19 protein-coding genes are annotated in these 16,607 nt (G+C 67.2%); 13 read left to right on the top strand and 6 right to left on the bottom strand.

Translation table 11 applies throughout. From position 1 onward, the window contains the following. Positions 1–24: 24 nt before the first annotated feature. The 3 genes from leuS to holA are packed head-to-tail and all read left to right on the top strand — an operon-like array spanning position 25 to position 4,094. Entirely contained in the window at positions 25–2,586 is a 2,562-nt protein-coding gene (gene leuS, locus GLR48_RS05560) for a leucine--tRNA ligase (protein WP_237059471.1), read from the top strand. Beyond that, positions 2,576–3,061, top strand: coding sequence for a hypothetical protein (locus GLR48_RS05565; protein WP_237059473.1), 486 nt, complete (start codon positions 2,576–2,578; stop codon positions 3,059–3,061). The genes leuS and GLR48_RS05565 overlap by 11 nt, the downstream gene beginning before the upstream one ends. A gap of 10 nt (positions 3,062–3,071) precedes the next feature. After that, complete coding sequence (gene holA, locus GLR48_RS05570) at positions 3,072–4,094, top strand: DNA polymerase III subunit delta (protein ID WP_237059475.1); 1,023 nt, start codon at positions 3,072–3,074, stop codon at positions 4,092–4,094. 104 nt (positions 4,095–4,198) lie between these two features. Here holA and GLR48_RS05575 read toward each other — a convergent pair whose 3' ends face one another. Both GLR48_RS05575 and GLR48_RS05580 read right to left on the bottom strand, forming a co-directional pair. Further along, entirely contained in the window at positions 4,199–4,402 is a 204-nt protein-coding gene (locus GLR48_RS05575; protein ID WP_237059477.1) for a hypothetical protein, read from the bottom strand. Between the two features lie 396 nt (positions 4,403–4,798). After that, entirely contained in the window at positions 4,799–5,971 is a 1,173-nt protein-coding gene (locus GLR48_RS05580) for a TIGR03862 family flavoprotein (protein WP_237059485.1), read from the bottom strand. 61 nt (positions 5,972–6,032) lie between these two features. Between GLR48_RS05580 and GLR48_RS05585 the strand changes: the two genes are divergently transcribed. Next, positions 6,033–6,329, top strand: a complete 297-nt coding sequence (locus tag GLR48_RS05585) for an HNH endonuclease (protein WP_237059487.1) — start codon at positions 6,033–6,035, stop codon at positions 6,327–6,329. Between the two features lie 69 nt (positions 6,330–6,398). Then, positions 6,399–6,713 (top strand): DnaJ family domain-containing protein, encoded by a 315-nt coding sequence (locus tag GLR48_RS05590; protein ID WP_237059494.1) that lies wholly within the window; start codon positions 6,399–6,401, stop codon positions 6,711–6,713. On the opposite strand, the gene GLR48_RS05595 is transcribed toward GLR48_RS05590, so the two are convergent. Next, positions 6,704–7,309, bottom strand: coding sequence for an enoyl-CoA hydratase/isomerase family protein (locus GLR48_RS05595; RefSeq protein WP_237059496.1), 606 nt, complete (start codon positions 7,307–7,309; stop codon positions 6,704–6,706). The two genes, GLR48_RS05590 and GLR48_RS05595, sit on opposite strands and share 10 nt — an antisense overlap. Continuing rightward, on the bottom strand, positions 7,306–8,064 hold the full coding sequence (locus tag GLR48_RS05600; protein ID WP_237059498.1) for an SDR family oxidoreductase: 759 nt from the start codon (positions 8,062–8,064) through the stop codon (positions 7,306–7,308). The genes GLR48_RS05595 and GLR48_RS05600 overlap by 4 nt, the downstream gene beginning before the upstream one ends. A gap of 119 nt (positions 8,065–8,183) precedes the next feature. Between GLR48_RS05600 and GLR48_RS05605 the strand changes: the two genes are divergently transcribed. The 6 genes from GLR48_RS05605 (at position 8,184) to lpxK (ending at position 14,273) form a co-directional block, all read left to right on the top strand. Further along, the gene (locus GLR48_RS05605; protein WP_237059500.1) at positions 8,184–9,674 is read left to right on the top strand and encodes a DUF2125 domain-containing protein; all 1,491 of its coding nucleotides are present in this window, start codon (positions 8,184–8,186) and stop codon (positions 9,672–9,674) included. An 82-nt stretch (positions 9,675–9,756) separates the two neighbouring features. After that, positions 9,757–11,100, top strand: a complete 1,344-nt coding sequence (locus GLR48_RS05610; RefSeq protein WP_237059502.1) for a TldD/PmbA family protein — start codon at positions 9,757–9,759, stop codon at positions 11,098–11,100. Beyond that, positions 11,087–11,860, top strand: a complete 774-nt coding sequence (locus GLR48_RS05615) for a 3'(2'),5'-bisphosphate nucleotidase CysQ (RefSeq protein WP_237059504.1) — start codon at positions 11,087–11,089, stop codon at positions 11,858–11,860. Before GLR48_RS05610 ends, GLR48_RS05615 begins: the two co-directional genes overlap by 14 nt. A 97-nt stretch (positions 11,861–11,957) precedes the next feature. Continuing rightward, positions 11,958–12,203, top strand: coding sequence for a DUF4170 domain-containing protein (locus tag GLR48_RS05620; protein ID WP_237059505.1), 246 nt, complete (start codon positions 11,958–11,960; stop codon positions 12,201–12,203). A gap of 18 nt (positions 12,204–12,221) precedes the next feature. Next, a complete protein-coding gene (locus GLR48_RS05625; RefSeq protein WP_237059507.1) occupies positions 12,222–13,295 on the top strand; it encodes a 3-deoxy-D-manno-octulosonic acid transferase in 1,074 nt (357 codons plus the stop codon). After that, complete coding sequence (lpxK, locus tag GLR48_RS05630) at positions 13,296–14,273, top strand: tetraacyldisaccharide 4'-kinase (protein ID WP_237059509.1); 978 nt, start codon at positions 13,296–13,298, stop codon at positions 14,271–14,273. A gap of 7 nt (positions 14,274–14,280) precedes the next feature. Here lpxK and GLR48_RS05635 read toward each other — a convergent pair whose 3' ends face one another. Both GLR48_RS05635 and GLR48_RS05640 read right to left on the bottom strand, forming a co-directional pair. Next, positions 14,281–14,931 (bottom strand): winged helix-turn-helix domain-containing protein, encoded by a 651-nt coding sequence (locus GLR48_RS05635; protein ID WP_237064390.1) that lies wholly within the window; start codon positions 14,929–14,931, stop codon positions 14,281–14,283. Between the two features lie 25 nt (positions 14,932–14,956). Next, positions 14,957–15,238 carry a hypothetical protein gene (locus GLR48_RS05640; RefSeq protein ID WP_237059511.1) on the bottom strand — a complete coding sequence of 94 codons (282 nt, stop codon included), beginning with the start codon at positions 15,236–15,238 and terminating at the stop codon, positions 14,957–14,959. Between the two features lie 166 nt (positions 15,239–15,404). On the opposite strand from GLR48_RS05640, the gene GLR48_RS05645 reads away from it, so the two are divergent. Next, positions 15,405–15,821 (top strand): hypothetical protein, encoded by a 417-nt coding sequence (locus GLR48_RS05645; protein WP_237059512.1) that lies wholly within the window; start codon positions 15,405–15,407, stop codon positions 15,819–15,821. A gap of 106 nt (positions 15,822–15,927) precedes the next feature. Then, positions 15,928–16,566: a ribonuclease HII gene (locus GLR48_RS05650; protein ID WP_237059513.1), complete on the top strand. Its 639-nt coding sequence runs from the start codon at positions 15,928–15,930 to the stop codon at positions 16,564–16,566. The last annotated feature ends 41 nt before the right edge of the window (positions 16,567–16,607 follow it).

Consider the following 16,607-nt stretch of genomic DNA (forward strand, 5'->3'; position numbering starts at 1 on the left):
GTGCTTGATGAAAGACCCCGAACGATGACGACCTATACCCCCGCGATGATCGAGGCGCGCTGGCAGGCGGCCTGGGCGGACGCCCAGTCCTTCAAGGCCGTGCGCAGCGGCGACAAGCCGAAGTATTACGTGCTTGAGATGTTTCCGTATCCTTCGGGGCGGATCCACATCGGCCACGTGCGCAACTACACGATGGGCGACGTCATCGCGCGCTACAAGATGTCGACGGGGCACAACGTGCTGCACCCGATGGGCTGGGACGCCTTCGGGATGCCTGCCGAAAACGCGGCGATGGCCAGCGGCGGCCACCCCAAGGACTGGACCTACCAGAACATCGCGGACATGCGCGACCAGATGAAGCCGCTGGGCCTGTCGATCGACTGGTCCCGGGAACTCGCAACCTGCGATCCGGAATACTACGGTCAGCAGCAGGCGCTGTTTCTGGATTTCCTCGAAAAGGGTCTGATCTACCGCAAGAAGGCCGTCGTGAACTGGGACCCGGTCGACATGACCGTGCTGGCGAACGAACAGGTCGAGGACGGCAAGGGCTGGCGCTCCGGTGCCGAGGTCGAGCGGCGCGAGCTGACGCAGTGGTTCTTCAAGATCTCCGACTACTCCGAAGAGTTGCTCGAAGGTCTCGACGGCCTCGACGACTGGCCCGCCAAGGTCAAGCTGATGCAGTCCAACTGGATCGGCAAGTCGCGCGGCTTGCAGTTCGCCCTCGGCCTGATCGACGGTCCCGACGGCTTTGACCGGATCGAGGTCTATACCACACGACCCGACACCCTGATGGGGGCGTCCTTCGTCGGCATCTCGCCGGACCACCCCCTCGCAAAGCAGCTGGAACGTGATGACCCCGACCTTGCCGCCTTCTGTGCCGACGTCCGCAAGGGCGGCACGACTGAAGAGGCGCTTGAGAAGGCCGAAAAGCGTGGCTACGACACCGGCCTGCGCGTGCGGCATCCTTTTGATACGTCATGGGAACTGCCGGTCTATATCGCGAACTTCATCCTGATGGACTACGGCACCGGCGCGATCTTCGGCTGCCCCGCGCACGACCAACGCGATTTCGAATTCGCGACCAAATACGACCTGCCGATCACCCCCGTCTTTCTGCCCTCGGCAGATGCCGACGACGCCCTGACCGAAGCTTACGTGCCGCAGAAGACCGACGCCGTCACTTACGTCCGCGGTTTCTCGGGCGAAGATGTGCAAACCGGTGCGCAGGCCGTCGATGCCGCCATCGCCTTCTGCGAGGCGAACGGCGTCGGCCATGGTGTGACGAAATTCCGCCTGCGCGACTGGGGCCTGTCGCGCCAGCGCTACTGGGGCTGCCCGATTCCGATCATTCACTGCGACACCTGCGGCGTGGTGCCGGAAGACAAGGCGAACCTGCCGGTCGAGCTGCCCTACGACGTCACCTTCGACGTCCCCGGCAATCCGCTGGACCGCCACCCGACATGGCGCGACTGCACCTGCCCGAAGTGCGGCGCCAAGGCGCGGCGCGAAACCGACACGATGGACACATTCGTCGATTCGTCATGGTATTACGCACGTTTCACCGCACCCCGCGCGGATACGCCGACAGTCCACGATGATGCCGCCTACTGGATGAACGTCGATCAATACATCGGTGGGATCGAACACGCGATTCTGCACCTGCTCTATTCCCGCTTCTTCGCCCGCGCGATGCACATGACCGGCCACCTGCCCGCCATGGCGTCCGAACCCTTCGACGCGCTGTTCACCCAAGGCATGGTGACCCACGCCATCTACACGACGAAACGTCCCCTCGACGGTCGCCCGGTCTATCACTACCCCGAAGAGGTCACGCTGCGCGACGGCGGCGCCTTCCTTGCCGACGGCACGCAGGTCGAGGTCATCCCCTCTGCCAAGATGTCGAAGTCCAAGAACAACGTCGTCGACCCCGTCAATATCGTAAAGCAATACGGCGCCGACACCGCCCGCTGGTTCGTCCTGTCGGACAGCCCGCCAGAGCGGGACGTGGAATGGACCGCCGCCGGGGCAGAGGCGACCTACAAGCACCTTGGCCGCGTCTGGCGCATCGCCAACGACGTGGCGACCGGCGATGCCGCAGGGGACGCCACCCAGGATCAGGCCCTGCTCAAGGACATGCACCGCGCGATCCGCGACGTGACGCTGGGGATCGAATCCTTCGGCTTCAACGCAGCAATCGCCCGGCTCTACGCCTTCACCAACACCCTCTCGCGCAGCACCGCCAGCACGCCCGCACGGCGTCAGGCGACATGCACGCTCGCACAGCTCATGGCCCCCATGACCCCGCATCTGTCAGAGGAGATCTGGGCGATGCTGGGCAACGACGGCCTGATCCTGAACGCCCCCTGGCCACAGGCGGACGAGGCGATGCTGGTCGATGCCGAAGTCACCCTGCCGATCCAGATCAACGGCAAGCGCAAGTCGGAAATCACCGTCGCCGCCGACGCTGACGTCGCGACCGTGGAAAAACTGGTGCTGGCGCAGGACGTCGTGCAGCGCAACCTCGATGGGGCCACGCCGAAGAAGATCATCGTCGTGCCCGGCCGGATCGTGAACATTGTCGTCTAGGGCGATCACCCGTCGCGGCGCTCTCGTGGCGCTGCTGGCCACCGGGGCCTGCGGCTTTACGCCCGCACTGGCGCCGGGGGCGGCGACTTTTGCCCTGCGGGACAGCGTGACGGTCACCGCACCGGACACGATTCCCGGCTTCGCCATCCGCAGCCGGCTGCAAGAGCGTCTGGGCCGCGCCACGCAGCCTGCGTTCACCCTGACGATCAGCCTTGATCAGGCGCTGGATGCGGCGGCCTTCTCTCAGGCGGGCGATGCGCTGCGCTACAACGTCGTGGGCGCCGCCGGGTGGCAACTGACGACGGCGGACGGCACGACCGTCGGGCAGGGGCAGGTCGAAGGCTTCACCAGCTATTCCGCCACCGGATCGACGGTCGCCACGCAAGCGGCGGCCACCGACGCCATCGGTCGCCTGATGGTCATTCTGGGTGACATGGTCGTGGCCGACCTGATGCTGCTGGACCTGCCGCAATGAAAGCCTGCCGATGAAACTGGCCGGACGGGACGCCACAAAGTTCCTGCGCGCCCCCGATCCGGGCCGCGCAGGCATCCTGATCTATGGCGCAGACCCGATGCGGGTCGCCACCGCGCGGGTGCAGGTCGTGGCCGCCCTCGTCGGCCCGCAGGGCGAATCCGAGATGCGGCTGACCCGTATTCCCGCCTCCGACCTGCGCAAGGATCCCGCGCAGGTCAACGATGGCATCAAGGCGCAGGGCTTCTTTCCCGGCCCCCGCGTCGTGCTGGTCGAGGATGCGACTGACGGCTTGTCAAAGCTGATGACCGACGTGCTGAATGACTGGCGCGACGGCGACGCACAGCTGATCGTCACCGCCGGCCAGCTGACGGCGAAATCGGCCCTGCGCAAGGTCTTCGAAGGCCACCGCGCCAGCGTCGCCATCGGCCTTTACGACGATCCGCCCTCGGCCGAGGATATCCAGACCCTGCTGGACGCCGCAAAGATCGAGGTCCCGAATCGAGAGGTCATGGATGCGATCAACGCGCTGGCCCACAGCCTGACCCCCGGCGACTTTCGCCAGACGATCGAGAAGCTGGGCCTTTACAAGCGGAACGACCCCGAACTGCTGACGGTCGAGGAGCTCGCGCTGATCGCACCGCAGTCGGCGGATGTCGACGTCGATGATATTCTCGAAGTCGTAGCCGGTGGACAGGAACAGCGGATCGGCCCGGTGCTGCGCGATCTCTATGCGCAGGGCGTCCTGCCGATCACGCTTTGTATCGGCGCCATGCGTCATTTCCGGCAGTTGCACGTGGTGGCCTCCGATCCCGGCGGCCCCGGTCAGGGAATCGGCCGCCTGCGTCCGCCGGTCTTTGGCCCGCGTCGCGACAGGCTGATGCGTCAGGCCTCACAGTGGGGGCGGGACCGGCTTGAACGGGCCATCGCCACGCTCACGGACACGGATCTGACGATGCGGTCCGCCAGCCACGCGCCGCAGCAGGCGCTGATGGAACGCACGCTGATCCGCCTTGCGATCATGGCCCGCAGCTAGACCAACGGCCTGCCACAGCATCCTGCCAGACACATCATCGCGCCAAAGCAAAAAGGGCTGGCGCGATGCCAGCCCTTTCAAATCTTGTCCAATCCGATGAAGGATTAGTAGGAGCCGGAAGCGGCGACCAGAGCGGCCAGCAGACCCAGAACGATGAAGCCGGAGTTAACCGAACCCTTGGGGGCCATCGGGGTGTCGACGACGACAACCGGAGCTTCCATGACTTCGGGGGCCAGGCCGCCAGCGGTAGCTGCGGCACCGGTCACTGCGATTGCGGCAGCGGCTGCGAGAGTGGTGGTGATGCGCATTGTAAGGTACTCCAATTAGATGCACTGTGTGGACGATCACAAGTTGTCTACTGGCGTTTATTTCGCAAAACAAGCGGCTTGTTCAAATCGAACAGCATCCACGCGTCTTCGAACAGCCAGTTCGCACATATTTTCATCCAATGATGCGGGCGTCATCAATCACGATGCCGGCGCCACGGCAGTAAAGCTTCGCAAGTATCTGATATAAAACGATAAGTTTGCCGCCCATTCACGCATTTTCCCGTGCCTCATCAAATCGCGGGCGTTTTCCGCACCGTTCGCGTGCCCCGCAGCGATGCGAACTTGCAACAGTTCCGGCTATTCAGGGACATCGACGTCTGACTGCGGGTTCTCGCCGATCGCCCCTTTCGGGACGGTCCGGCGGGCCAGATCCAGTCAGGTGGCCAAGGCCTGCAAGGCCGCCGCCCGACCCGTCGCAAGGCTCGCGGTGATCAGGTAACCACCTGTTGGCGCTTCCCAATCCAGCATCTCGCCACAGGCGAAGACACCGGGCCTGTCGCGCAGCATAAACCCCGAAAGCGCCTTGAATCTAAGCCCTCCGGCGGTCGAGATCGCGCTGTCCAGCGGTGCTGGGCCGTCGTGGATCAGGGGCAGCGCCTTCAGCGTTCCGGCCAATGGCGCCCCAGCGCCGGTGCCTGCCCGACGTGTCATTTCATGAAACAGTGCAATCTTGACGGGCGACAGCCGCAAGCCGGATTTCAGAACCTGCGACAGGCTGGCCTTGCCGCCCTTTGCCGTCACGCGCTGACCGATTCGCGTGGCGGTCATGTCTGGCATCAGATCGACATGCAGCGGCGCGCCCTCGCGCACGGCCCGCGACACCGCATAGATGCCGCCGCCTTCGATCCCGTCGCGGGTGATTACCCATTCTCCGCGCGACGAAAGCCCGCCCGCCTTCAGGGCCGTCGCCTTGACCGGCTGCCCGAAGAACGGCGTCATATGATCCGACCAAGCGACGCGAAAGCCGCAGTTCGCGGGCTGAAACGGCGCCGTATCCGCGAACTGCGCGGCCCAGGCGCCGTCCGATCCCAGCCTGCGCCAGCTTGCCCCGCCCAGCGCCAGGATCGTCACGTCCGTCGTGATGGCCTGCGGGCCGTCGGGCGTGTCGAATGTCGCGGCCGCGCCGTCCCACCCGGTCCACGTCCACCGCGTCACGATCCGCACGTCCCGCGTCGCCAGCCGCGCCAGCCAGGCCCGCAGCAGCGGCGACGCCTTCATCGCCACCGGAAAGACCCGGCCCGTCGATCCTGTGAACAGCGGCTGCCCCAAACGTTCCGCCCAGGCCATGACCTCTGCCGGACCGAAGGCCGCTACCGCGTCGCGCAACGCCTCGGTTGCGTCGCCGTAGGCGGCCAGACAGGCAGCAGTATCCTCGTCCTTGGTCAGGTTCAGGCCCGACTTGCCCGCCATCAGGAACTTGCGCCCGACCGACGGCATCCGATCCGCGACGGTGACCTGCAGGCCAGCGGCGGACAGCACCTCGGCGGCCATCAGCCCGGCGGGGCCTGCGCCGATCACCAGTGCGGTCTGCGGGGTCTGGGCGGTCATGGTGTCTCCGGCAGGGATGCGCCCTATCTCATGGGCATCGCAGCAAGGTGGTGCAAGCCCGATGACGACGCAACCCGACCCGATCTGCCCGCTTTGCCAGCGCCCGATCCCGCCCGGTGTGCCGCAAAGCCTGCATCACCTGATCCCCAAGCTGAAGGGTGGCAAGGGCGGCCCGACCGTCCTGCTGCACCACATCTGTCACAAGGAAATCCACGCCACCCTGTCAGAGGCAGAGCTCGCCCGCGTCTACAACACGCCGCAGGCCCTGCGGACCCATCCGCGACTGGCGGGATTTGCCGCCTGGGTGGCAAAACGTCCGCCCGATTTCATGTCGAAGGTGCCGAAACGGCGCCGCTGAAAAGGCCCTTAACACCGACCCGGTGCCACCCTAGATTGGCACCAATCCACACCGAACGGCACCAGTCCCATGTCCAGCTTCATCCGCTCACTCGTCGATCAGAAGATGACCGAACTGGCACAGGACGGCACCCTCGAACGCCTGCCCGGCTATGGCAAACCGCTCGACCTGTCGCGCGATCCGTACGAGGCGATGATGGACCGCATGCACAAGGCGGCCAAGGTCAAGCCCAAGGCCGTGACACTCAAGGACCAGATCGCCGAATCCACCGCCCGTCTGCGCGATCTGACCGACGACACCGCCCGCCGGGCCGAGATGCGCGTGCTGGCCGACCTGCAAACCCGCCTCGCGATCGAGATGGAGCAGTTGGGCCGCTACCGCTGACCCAGCAGCGCCTTGATCGCGGCCACATGCGCCTGGTCCGCGCCCAGCGCATCGGCGCAAAGCGCGCGCGCCTCGGCCACCGGATCATCGGCAATGCGGTCGATCAGCCCGCAGGACAGGGCCTCTTGCGCCGTCATCTTGGCGCCCCCCAGCAGGATCAGCCGCGCCGCTCCGGGACCCGCCAGCGCCGACAGCCGCGCCGGGTCAGATGGCTGCGGCAGCACCCCCAGCTTCATCACCGGATAAAAGACGCGCGCCCCCGGCACGGCGACCCGCAGATCGCAGGCCAGCGCCATGCCGCAGGCGCCACCCGCCAGCGTCCCGTTCAGCGCAGCGACCGTCAGGCCGGTCAGGGCGGCGATGGCCCCCGACAGGTCTTCCCACAGGGACGAGGTCTTGAGCGTCTCCACATCCTCCAGATCGGCCCCCGCGCTGAACACGCGCCCGGTGCCGGTCAGGATCAGCGCATGGGCGTCCCGCGCGCCCTCGACCGCGGCGATCAGGTCCGCCAGCATCGCGGCAGTCAGCGCATTGGCCTTGTCCGGGCGGTCCAGCGTCACGACCGCCAGACCGCCCTCGCGCGCGGTGCGGATCACGCCACGCCGACCTGTCTGCGGATGTCGTCCTCGCGCAGGGAAATGTCCTTGCCCAGCCAGGGATCGGCCTCGGCGGTGCACATCCAAACCAGCGCCTGTGCGGCCCATTCGGGCGGAATATGCGCCGACCAGTCCAGTTGCGACACCGGGCCGATGCCCGATTGCTTGATCTCGCGCTGCATGTCGGTCGCGACGGTGCCCGGCGACAGTCCCATCACCCGCAACCCCTTGCCCCGGTTTTCCCGGTCGGCCACCTGCGTCAGCATGAAGGCGCCCGCCTTGCTGGCGCAATAGGCGGACCAGCCTTCCAGCGGGTTATGCGCGGCCCCCGACGACACGGTCAGGATCGTCCCGGACCCTTGCGCGATCATCGGCCCCATCGCCGCACGCATGCCGTGCATCACGCCCTTGAGGTTGATGTCGATCGTCTTGCCCCAGGCCTCCGGGTCCGTGTGCGACAACACGCCGATCGGGTCGACGACGCCCGCGTTGTTCACGATCACGTCGATGCGGCCAAAGGTCTTGACCGTGGCAGAGACCGCCTGCTCGACCTCCCAGTACCGCGACACGTCACAGGGGATCGCCAGCGCGGTTTTGCCAATCTCGCCAGCCAGTTCCGCGATCCGTTCCCGCGACCGCGCGACCAGCGCCACGTTCGCCCCCGCCGCGGCAAAGGCCTGCGCCGCCGCGGCCCCGATGCCGCGGCTGGCCCCGGTGATCAGGACGGTCTGCCCGCTCAGGTCAAAGTTTTTCATCGCACTCCCTTTCCGTCCCGCACGGGACGCTTTAGCGTTGGCGCCAGAATTCCCCACTTGGGCCGGAACGGCAAGGCCGCCGGCACCGATGACCCGCCGTTGACACAAGGATCTGCCCGATGAAAGCCACCTTCGCCCTGCGCACCGGTGCCTGCCTCACTGCCCTGATGATCGCGCCCGCCGCCTGGGCCGACGTGACGGCGCAGCAGGTGTGGGACGCCTGGCAGTCCAGCATCGCCAATGCCGCCTCCGGTGCGGACGTCACCACCGGCGACGTGACCACGGATGGCGATACCGTCACGGTCACGGACTTCGCGCTCAACAGCACCTCCGACACGGCGACCGTCACCGCGACCATCCCGCAGATCGTCTTTGCGGGGGCCGCCGACGGCACCGTGGCGATCACGCCTACGGCCCAGATCCCGCTGACGATCACCTATCCTGACGGCAAGGAAATCGCCCTCACCGTGACGACCACCGGGTCCAGCATCACCGCCAGCGGCGCGCCCGAGGATCTGACATACGACGTCGCGGCGGACCAGTATGTCGTCAACGTTGACAAGATGACCTCGCCCAAGGGCGACATCACCGGCGACATCCGTCTGACCCTGAACAACCTCACGGGCACGACCCACCAATCGACCGGCGAGACGCGAGAGACCAGCTACGACGTCAAGGCGAACGCCCTCGACCTGCTGATCGACGTGACCCCGCCAGAGGCCGGCAAGGTCATGCTGTCGGGCAAGATCGACGGCCTCGCCTTTGCCGGCGACAGCAGCGCGCCGGCAGACCTCGACGTCAGCGACCCCGCCGCGATGCTGGGCGGGGATTTCACCGGAAAATCGACCCTGACGACGGGATCGTCCGCCTACATCTTCTCGACCTCTGGCGACATGACCATCGATGGCACCACCACCAACGGCCCGGTCAATGTGATGACCTCGGTCGGACCACAGGGCGTGGCCTATGACGTCGCCGTCAGCGATCTTGCCGCCGATGTCACCGGCAGCGAGATGCCGTTCCCCTTCAAGCTGACCGCCGCCTCCTACGGCTTCGGCCTCTCGGCGCCCGTCGCACCCACCGACGCCCCCGCGCCCTTCAGCCTGAAGGTCGATCTCACGGATGTTGCCGTGAATGACGAGGTCTGGGCCATGATCGACCCCGCCGCCAACCTGCCGCGCGACCCCGCAACGGTCCGGCTGGATGTGTCCGGGTCCGCGCAACTGGACGTGGCCCTGACCGATCCCACGCAGATGGCTGCAGTGGGGCAGGGCTTTCCGGGCAAGCTGCAGGATCTGACCCTGAACGAGCTGACGATCAAGGCGGTCGGCGCTTCCGTCGACGGCAAGGGCCAGTTCACCTTCGGCAACACCGATACCACGACATTCCCCGGCATGCCGCGCCCCGACGGCCAGATCAACCTGACCGTGATGGGCGCCAACGGCCTGATCGACAAGCTGATCGCCATGGGGCTGGTCCCCGCCGATCAGGCGATGATGGGGCGCATGATGCTGGGCATGTTCGCCAAGGATATCGGCAACGATACGCTGGAATCCACGATCGAGGTCAAGGACGGGCAGGTGCTGGCCAACGGCCAGCGCATCCGCTGACCCCTTGGTCTGCGGGCCGCGACCTTGCAGCGCGGCCCCGACCGGACTACCTGCGGAGGGGATATTTCAGAAAGCCTCATCCATGACCGACCTTGCCGCGCTGACCCAACAGATCCTCGACGCCGCCCGCCGCGCCGGTGCCGGTGACGCCGATGCGATCGCGGTGCAGGGGACCTCGATCTCGATCGACGTGCGTCTGGGGCAGCTGGAAAAGGCGGAACGCTCCGAAGGCGTCGACATCGGCCTGCGCGTGCTGCTCGGTCAGCGGCAGGCCTGCGTGTCCTCCTCCGACAACCGCCCCGCCGCGATCACGGCGATGGCCGAACGCGCCGTCGCCATGGCGCGCGAGGCACCCGAGGATCCCACCGTCGGTCTGGCGGACCCCGACCAGCTGACACGGTCTACCGACAGCGCACACCTCGAACTCTATGACGCGTCCCCCGAACCGGACCCCGCAGCCCTGCAGGACGCCGCGATGCGGGCAGAGGCCGCGGCGCAGGAAAATCCCGGCATCTCTCAGGTCTCGGAAACCAGCGCGGGCTATTCCCGCCGTCAGGTCCACATGGCCGCCAGCAACGGCTTTTCCGGTGGCTACGCCCGGTCCGACATCGGTCTGTCCTGTGTGGCGATCAGCGGCACCGGCACCGGGATGGAACGGGACTACGACTACGACACCCGCATCTTTCAATCCGACCTGCGCGACCCCGCCGAGATCGGCCGCAGCGCCGCCGCCCGCGCGGTGGAACGCGCCGGATCGCGCCGGCCCAAGACCGGGGCCTATCCGGTCCTTTTCGACGAACGTGTCGCGTCCTCGCTCATCGGGCATCTGGTCAGCGCCATCAACGGCAGCGCCATCGCCCGCGGCGCGTCCTTCCTGCGTGGCGCGCTGGGCGAACAGGTGCTGCCCGCGGGCATGAGCCTGATCGAGGACCCCCACCGCCCCCGCGCGTTCGGCTCGCGCGTCTTCGACGCCGAAGGCTTGCCCACGCAAGCCCGCGCGCTGATCGACGACGGCACGCTGACCGGCTGGACGCTCGACCTCGCGACGGGGCGCAAGCTCGACCTGCCCTCGACCGCCAATGCCGCACGCGGCACATCCTCGCCGCCGCAGCCCAGCGTGACGAACCTTGCGCTGACCCAAGGCACCGCCAGCCGCGCCGACCTGATCGCGCAGATGGGCACCGGGTTGCTCGTCACCTCGATGATCGGCTCGACGATCAATCCCAACACCGGCGATTACAGCCGCGGTGCAGCCGGCTTCTGGGTGCAGAACGGCGAAATCAGTCATCCGGTCAACGAATGCACCATCGCGGGCAATCTGCGCGACATGTGGCGCAGCATGATCGCCGCCAACGACGGCCGCGCCCACCTGTCCCGCGTCGTGCCGTCCCTGCTGGTCGAAGGGTTGACCCTTGCCGGCGACTGACCTGCCCCTGCTCCTCGACGCCGCCGCCGCGGCAGGCGAGATCGCGCTGCACTATTTCAAGGCCGACCCGCAGGTCTGGGACAAGGGCGACGATCAGGGCCCGGTGACCGAGGCGGATCTGGCCGTCAACGCTATGCTGACCGACCGCCTGCGCACCGCGCGCCCCGATTACGGCTGGTTGTCAGAGGAAACCCCCGACGACACCGCCCGCCTGACCACGACGCGGCAGTTTATCGTCGATCCCATCGACGGCACCCGCGCCTTCATCAATCATTCTCAGGACTGGGCCCACGCCATCGCCGTGGTCGAGGATCGCCGCGTGATCGCCGGTGTCGTGACGCTACCAGCGCGCGGCCTGACCTTTGCCGCCGTCCTCGGCAACGGCGCCACCCTGAACGGCCGCCCCCTGCGCGTGACCGACACGGCCGACCCGGTGCAGGCCCACGTCCTGACGACGAAACCCAACCTCGCGCCCCAGCACTGGCAGGGCGGCGTGGTCCCTGCATTCACCAAAGGCTTCCGCTCCTCGCTCGCCTACCGCCTCTGCCTCGTGGCCGAGGCGCGGTTTGACGCGATGCTGACCCTGCGCCCGTCGTGGGAATGGGACATCGCCGCAGGTGCGCTGATCGTGACAGAGGCAGGCGGCACCGCCAGCGACCGCAACGGCCAGCCCCTGATGTTCAACAACCCGCATCCGCAGGTGAACGGCGTGTTGGCTGCGGGGGCGGTCCACGCAGCACTGCTGGCAGCGCTGATCTGACCGCATCCATGCTGCACCCGCAGCACGCCGCCGGTTGTATCGCCCCGGTCCCCTGCGTAAGTTGCCGCCATCGTCACCCTGTCCCAAGGAGTCTCCCATGACCCAGCGCCTGCACCTCGTCTTTGGCGGTGAACTGATCGACCCGACGAAGAACGCGTTCAAGGACGTCAAGGATATCCACATCGTCGGCATGTTCCCCGACTACGCCAGCGCCTACAACGCATGGAAGGCCAACGCCCAGCGGACCGTCGACGACGCGCACACCCGTTATTTCATCGCGCATATCCACCGCCTGCGGGACGAGGAAACGCCCGCCTCCCCGACCGAAGAACTCGGCGTCTAGGCCCCGGACAGCAGGCGCATGGAGGCCGTCGTCTGGGCGCGTTGTGCCACACCTGCCCATCTCGCGGTGGTCGCGGCCCTTGACGCGCGCCTGAAGGCGAGCGGCGAGGATGTGCATTTCGTGGCCACCACCGATCCGCAACCGGACGGCCGCCGCGCCGTGCGCGCCCATCTGGCGCAGATCGACCCGATGATGCTGCTTTGGGTCGGCGGTACGCTGGATGCGCAGACCCTCGGCGCCGCCCAAGAGGCGCAGGTCCCCGTCATCGTCATCGACGCAGAGGCCGCCGACGTGGCGGACTTCGGCTCGCTCTGGTTCCGCTCGCGCCGCAAGGCCGCACTCGGCGGGCTTCACACCGCCTTTACCCGCGATCAGGCCGGTCGCATGGCCTTCGTGAATGCCGGTGCGCCGGCCGACCGCACCTTTGCCGTCGGCGTCCTCGAAGACCCCCCCGCCGTCCTGCGCCATGTCGAGGATGACCGCCGCGCACTGGCAGAGGCGCTGCGCAACCGCCCCGTCTGGCTGGCGACGCAGACCGAACGCGCCGATGTCCCCTCTCTCGCCGCCGCCCAACGCCATGCCGCGCGGCGGTCGCACCGCCTGCTGCTGGTCGCCGTCGCCGCTAACCCGGCCGATGGTCAGGAACTCGTCGATCGCTTTCAGACCCTTGGCCTGCCCGCCAGCCTCCGGTCACAAGGCGCGGCCCCGGACGAAGGGTTGCAGGTCCATGTCGTCGATGTCGCCGACGAACTGGGGCTGTGGTTGCGTCTGGCCACGGTCGCCTTTGCCGGCGGCACCCTGACCCAGTCCGCAGCCCAGGACCCGTTCGAGGTCGCGGCCTTGGGTGCCGTCCTGATCCACGGCCCGCGCACGACGCCCTATGGCACCCGCTACGACCGCCTCGTGCGCGCCGGGGCGACGCTGCAGATCGACGGCGCCGCAGCCCTTGGCCGCGCGGTCGAGGCGCTGCTCTCTGCCGACCGGGTCGCCGCCATGGCGACCGCCGGGTGGGACGTGACCTCGCGCGGGGCAGAGGCGACGGACCGCATCGTCACCCTGATCCGCGCGCGTCTGGACGAGGCCGGGCTTTAGATGGGCGCCCCCGGTTTCTGGTTCACGCCCCCCGATGCCCCCGACTGGCGCGCGCGCCTGCTGGCCCCCTTGGGGTCCGCCTATGCGATGGCCACTGCACGCCGCCTGCGGCAGGACGGTTACCGCGCCGGCATCCCCGTCATTTGCATCGGCAACATCAACGCAGGCGGCACCGGCAAGACGCCGACCGCCATGGCGCTGGCCCAGATCCTGACGGCCCGGGGCCAGCCCCCCCATATCGTCAGCCGCGGCTATGGTGGCAGCCTGACCGGCCCGGTCCGCGTCGACGAACGCCGTCACAGCGCAGCCGAAACCGGGGACGAACCGCTGCTGCTGTCCTCTTTCGCGCCGACATGGGTCGCCCGCGATCGCGCCGCCGGCGTGCAGGCGGCACAGGCAGCGGGCGCATCCGTCGTCCTGCTGGACGACGGCTTTCAGAATCCCAGCGTGGTGAAGGATCTGTCCATCGTCGTGGTGGATGCGCAGCGCGGCTTCGGCAACGGGCGCGTGCTGCCCGCAGGCCCCCTGCGCGAACCGGTCGCCACCGGCCTTGCCCGCGCCGACCTGCTGCTCGCCATCGGTGACGCCGCAGCGCAGGCGGGTTTTGCGACACGCTGGCAACCCCCCGACCTGACCGGCGAACTGGTGCCGCTCGTCACCGGCATGCCGTGGCACAGCCTGCGCCTGCTCGCCTTCGCCGGGATCGGCCATCCTGAAAAGTTCTTTGCCACCCTGCGCGCCATGGGCGCCGACGTCATCCGCGCCGAGGCGCTGGAAGATCACCAGCCCCTGACAGAGGCGCTGATGACAAGGCTGGAGGTCGAAGCCAAGGTCCGCGTGGCCCAGCTTGTCACCACCGAAAAGGATGCGGTCCGCCTGCCGGACGCGTTCCGGTCCAAGGTGCTGACCCTGCCGGTGCGGTTGCAAATCGCGGACACCGTGCCGCTCGACAGCGCCCTGTCGCGGCTCGGCCTCTGACAGCCGCTCAGACCATCCGGATCACGTCCTTGTCGATCGCCAGCATGTAGCCCTTGCGCGCGATGTTCTTGACCAGCAACTCGCTGACCATCTGGTTGCCCAGCGTATCGCGCAACCGCTTGATCCGCGTGGCCCCCGCCGCCTCGTCACAGTCCGACGGATCGCGGCCAGAAATCACGCCTTCGATCTCGGCGCCCGACAGCACCTCGTCGTCCATCCGCGCCTCTGCCAGCACCGACAGCGTCTCGATCGCCGCCGCCGTCAGCTTGAATTCGAAATTGTTCAGATAGACCGACCCCTGATCGCGGCTGATCAGCAGGCTGTTCACCTCGATCCCCTTGCGCTCGATCTGGCCCATGCGCCGGGTCAGCCCGATCAGCATGACCAGAAACGCAATCGCCGCGACCAGCAGGGCCGTCGCGAACACCAGCAGCACGAAGATCACGAATCGGTAGGACGACAGCGTGTCGGAAAACGCCGTGCCGGACCCTGCCAGAATCTCCAGCAACTTGATCTCGGCCCCGGTGGTCAGGTTGTCGTTGGCGACGAACAACTGTTCGACCCGCGCATTGAACGCGTTGGCATCGGGCAGGTTGACGAACAGAAGCACCGCCGCCGCCGCAAGGATGACCACGATGCCGATGATTCCGCCGACGATGATGCGATTGCCGATTTCTCGCGCTTCAGTAGCGGAGGAAATACTCACCTGCGCTGCCCTTTCTGCTGTCCAGACCGTTTGCATCGAACACGCCCACGACCGTCAGCAGCGCCCACCCGTCCGCCTGCAACCGCGGCGCAAGTTCCGCTGCGGCATTCGACTTGGAGCAGTCTCCGTTCACCTGTGCCACACCGTAATGCAGGCGCAGCGGCGCGTCGCGCTTGGCCTTGTAGTCGGCATAGCAGTCCGCCTGTGCGGCGGTTCCGGCCAGCAGGCCGATCAGGATCAGGGAAAGAAGCTGTTTCATCATAAGAAAGGCTGACCGCAATCCTGCGTGTTATGCAATATCCGCCAATGCTATCGGTTCGGGGTGGGGGACGCCAGCGGATGTTATTGCCTGACGCAGGGCAAAGCGGCGACCCTGCGGCCTGAATGCCACCCGCACACCGGGTCGCCCGCAGGAGTGATACATCATGCTGAAAGCGCTGTTTGCAACCATCCTGTCGCTCGCCGTCCTGATCGCCCCGACGGCGTCCGTGGCCGAGGGGCGCCACTACACCGGGGCAGAGCCGGACTGGCGCGGCCTTTTCCAGCAGGGCGGCCACGACCGCTGGCACGACGGCGGGCTTGGACCGCTGACAGCACCCCCGGTCATCGTCGCACCCCGGTACGACGACAGACCGCCCGCATTGCCCGCGCGCTGCCTTGCCCGCGTCGACACGCGCTATGGCCCGCAGGACATCTACGGTGCGGCCTGCCTGCGCGATGACCCGCGCCTTGCCGGACGCCTGCCGCAGGCCTGCCGCGTCCGGGTCGAGACCTGGGGCGGCATCCGCGACGGTTATGATGCCGCCTGTCTGCGCCGGGCGGATCTGCGTTCACGGTACTGACCAGTTCGGGCGTGGCCATTGCCCCTGTTGCCACGTCCGTCATCGGGCGGTCGGGATCGTCCCGGCCGCCCTTTTCCAGCGCCGCCCGATGCGGCAAGGTGGCCGCATGGCGAATCCACCCCCAGACCTGTCCTTCGAAGGCATCGCCCGCGCGGCAGGCTTCACCCGGATCGCCGGCGTGGACGAGGTCGGTCGCGGCCCGCTGGCGGGGCCTGTCATGGCCTGCGCCGTCATCCTCGACCCCGACTGCATTCCGCCCGGCATCGCCGACAGCAAGGCCCTGACCGCCGCGCGCCGCCGCGCGCTGTTCGCACTGATTCCGCAGGTGGCCCAAGTCGGTTACGGCATGGCGACCGTGGCCGAGATCGAGGACATCAACATCCTCGCCGCCAGCCACCTTGCCATGACCCGTGCCCTGGCCGATCTGCCGCAACCGCCCGATTTCGCGCTGATCGACGGCAACCGCCTGCCGCCGGCCTTGTCATGCCCCGCCCGGACAATCGTGAAGGGCGACACCCGGTCCCTGTCCATCGCCGCGGCCTCAATTATGGCCAAAGTGTGGCGGGACGACTGGATGGTGGGATTGGCGCAACAGCATCCCGGCTACGGCTGGGAGAGAAACGCCGGTTATCCGACGCGCGAACATCATGAAGGGCTGAAATGTCACGGTGTGTCACCACATCACCGCAGGACCTTCGCCCCTATCCACAAGATGTTGTGGCAAGAAAAAAACCAGACGCCGTAAATCAATTTCTTTATTGCCTCTCAAAGGCGCAAACGGTCATC

The sequence above is a fragment of the Loktanella sp. M215 genome (assembly GCF_021735925.1).
Classification (GTDB): Bacteria; Pseudomonadota; Alphaproteobacteria; order Rhodobacterales; family Rhodobacteraceae; genus Loktanella.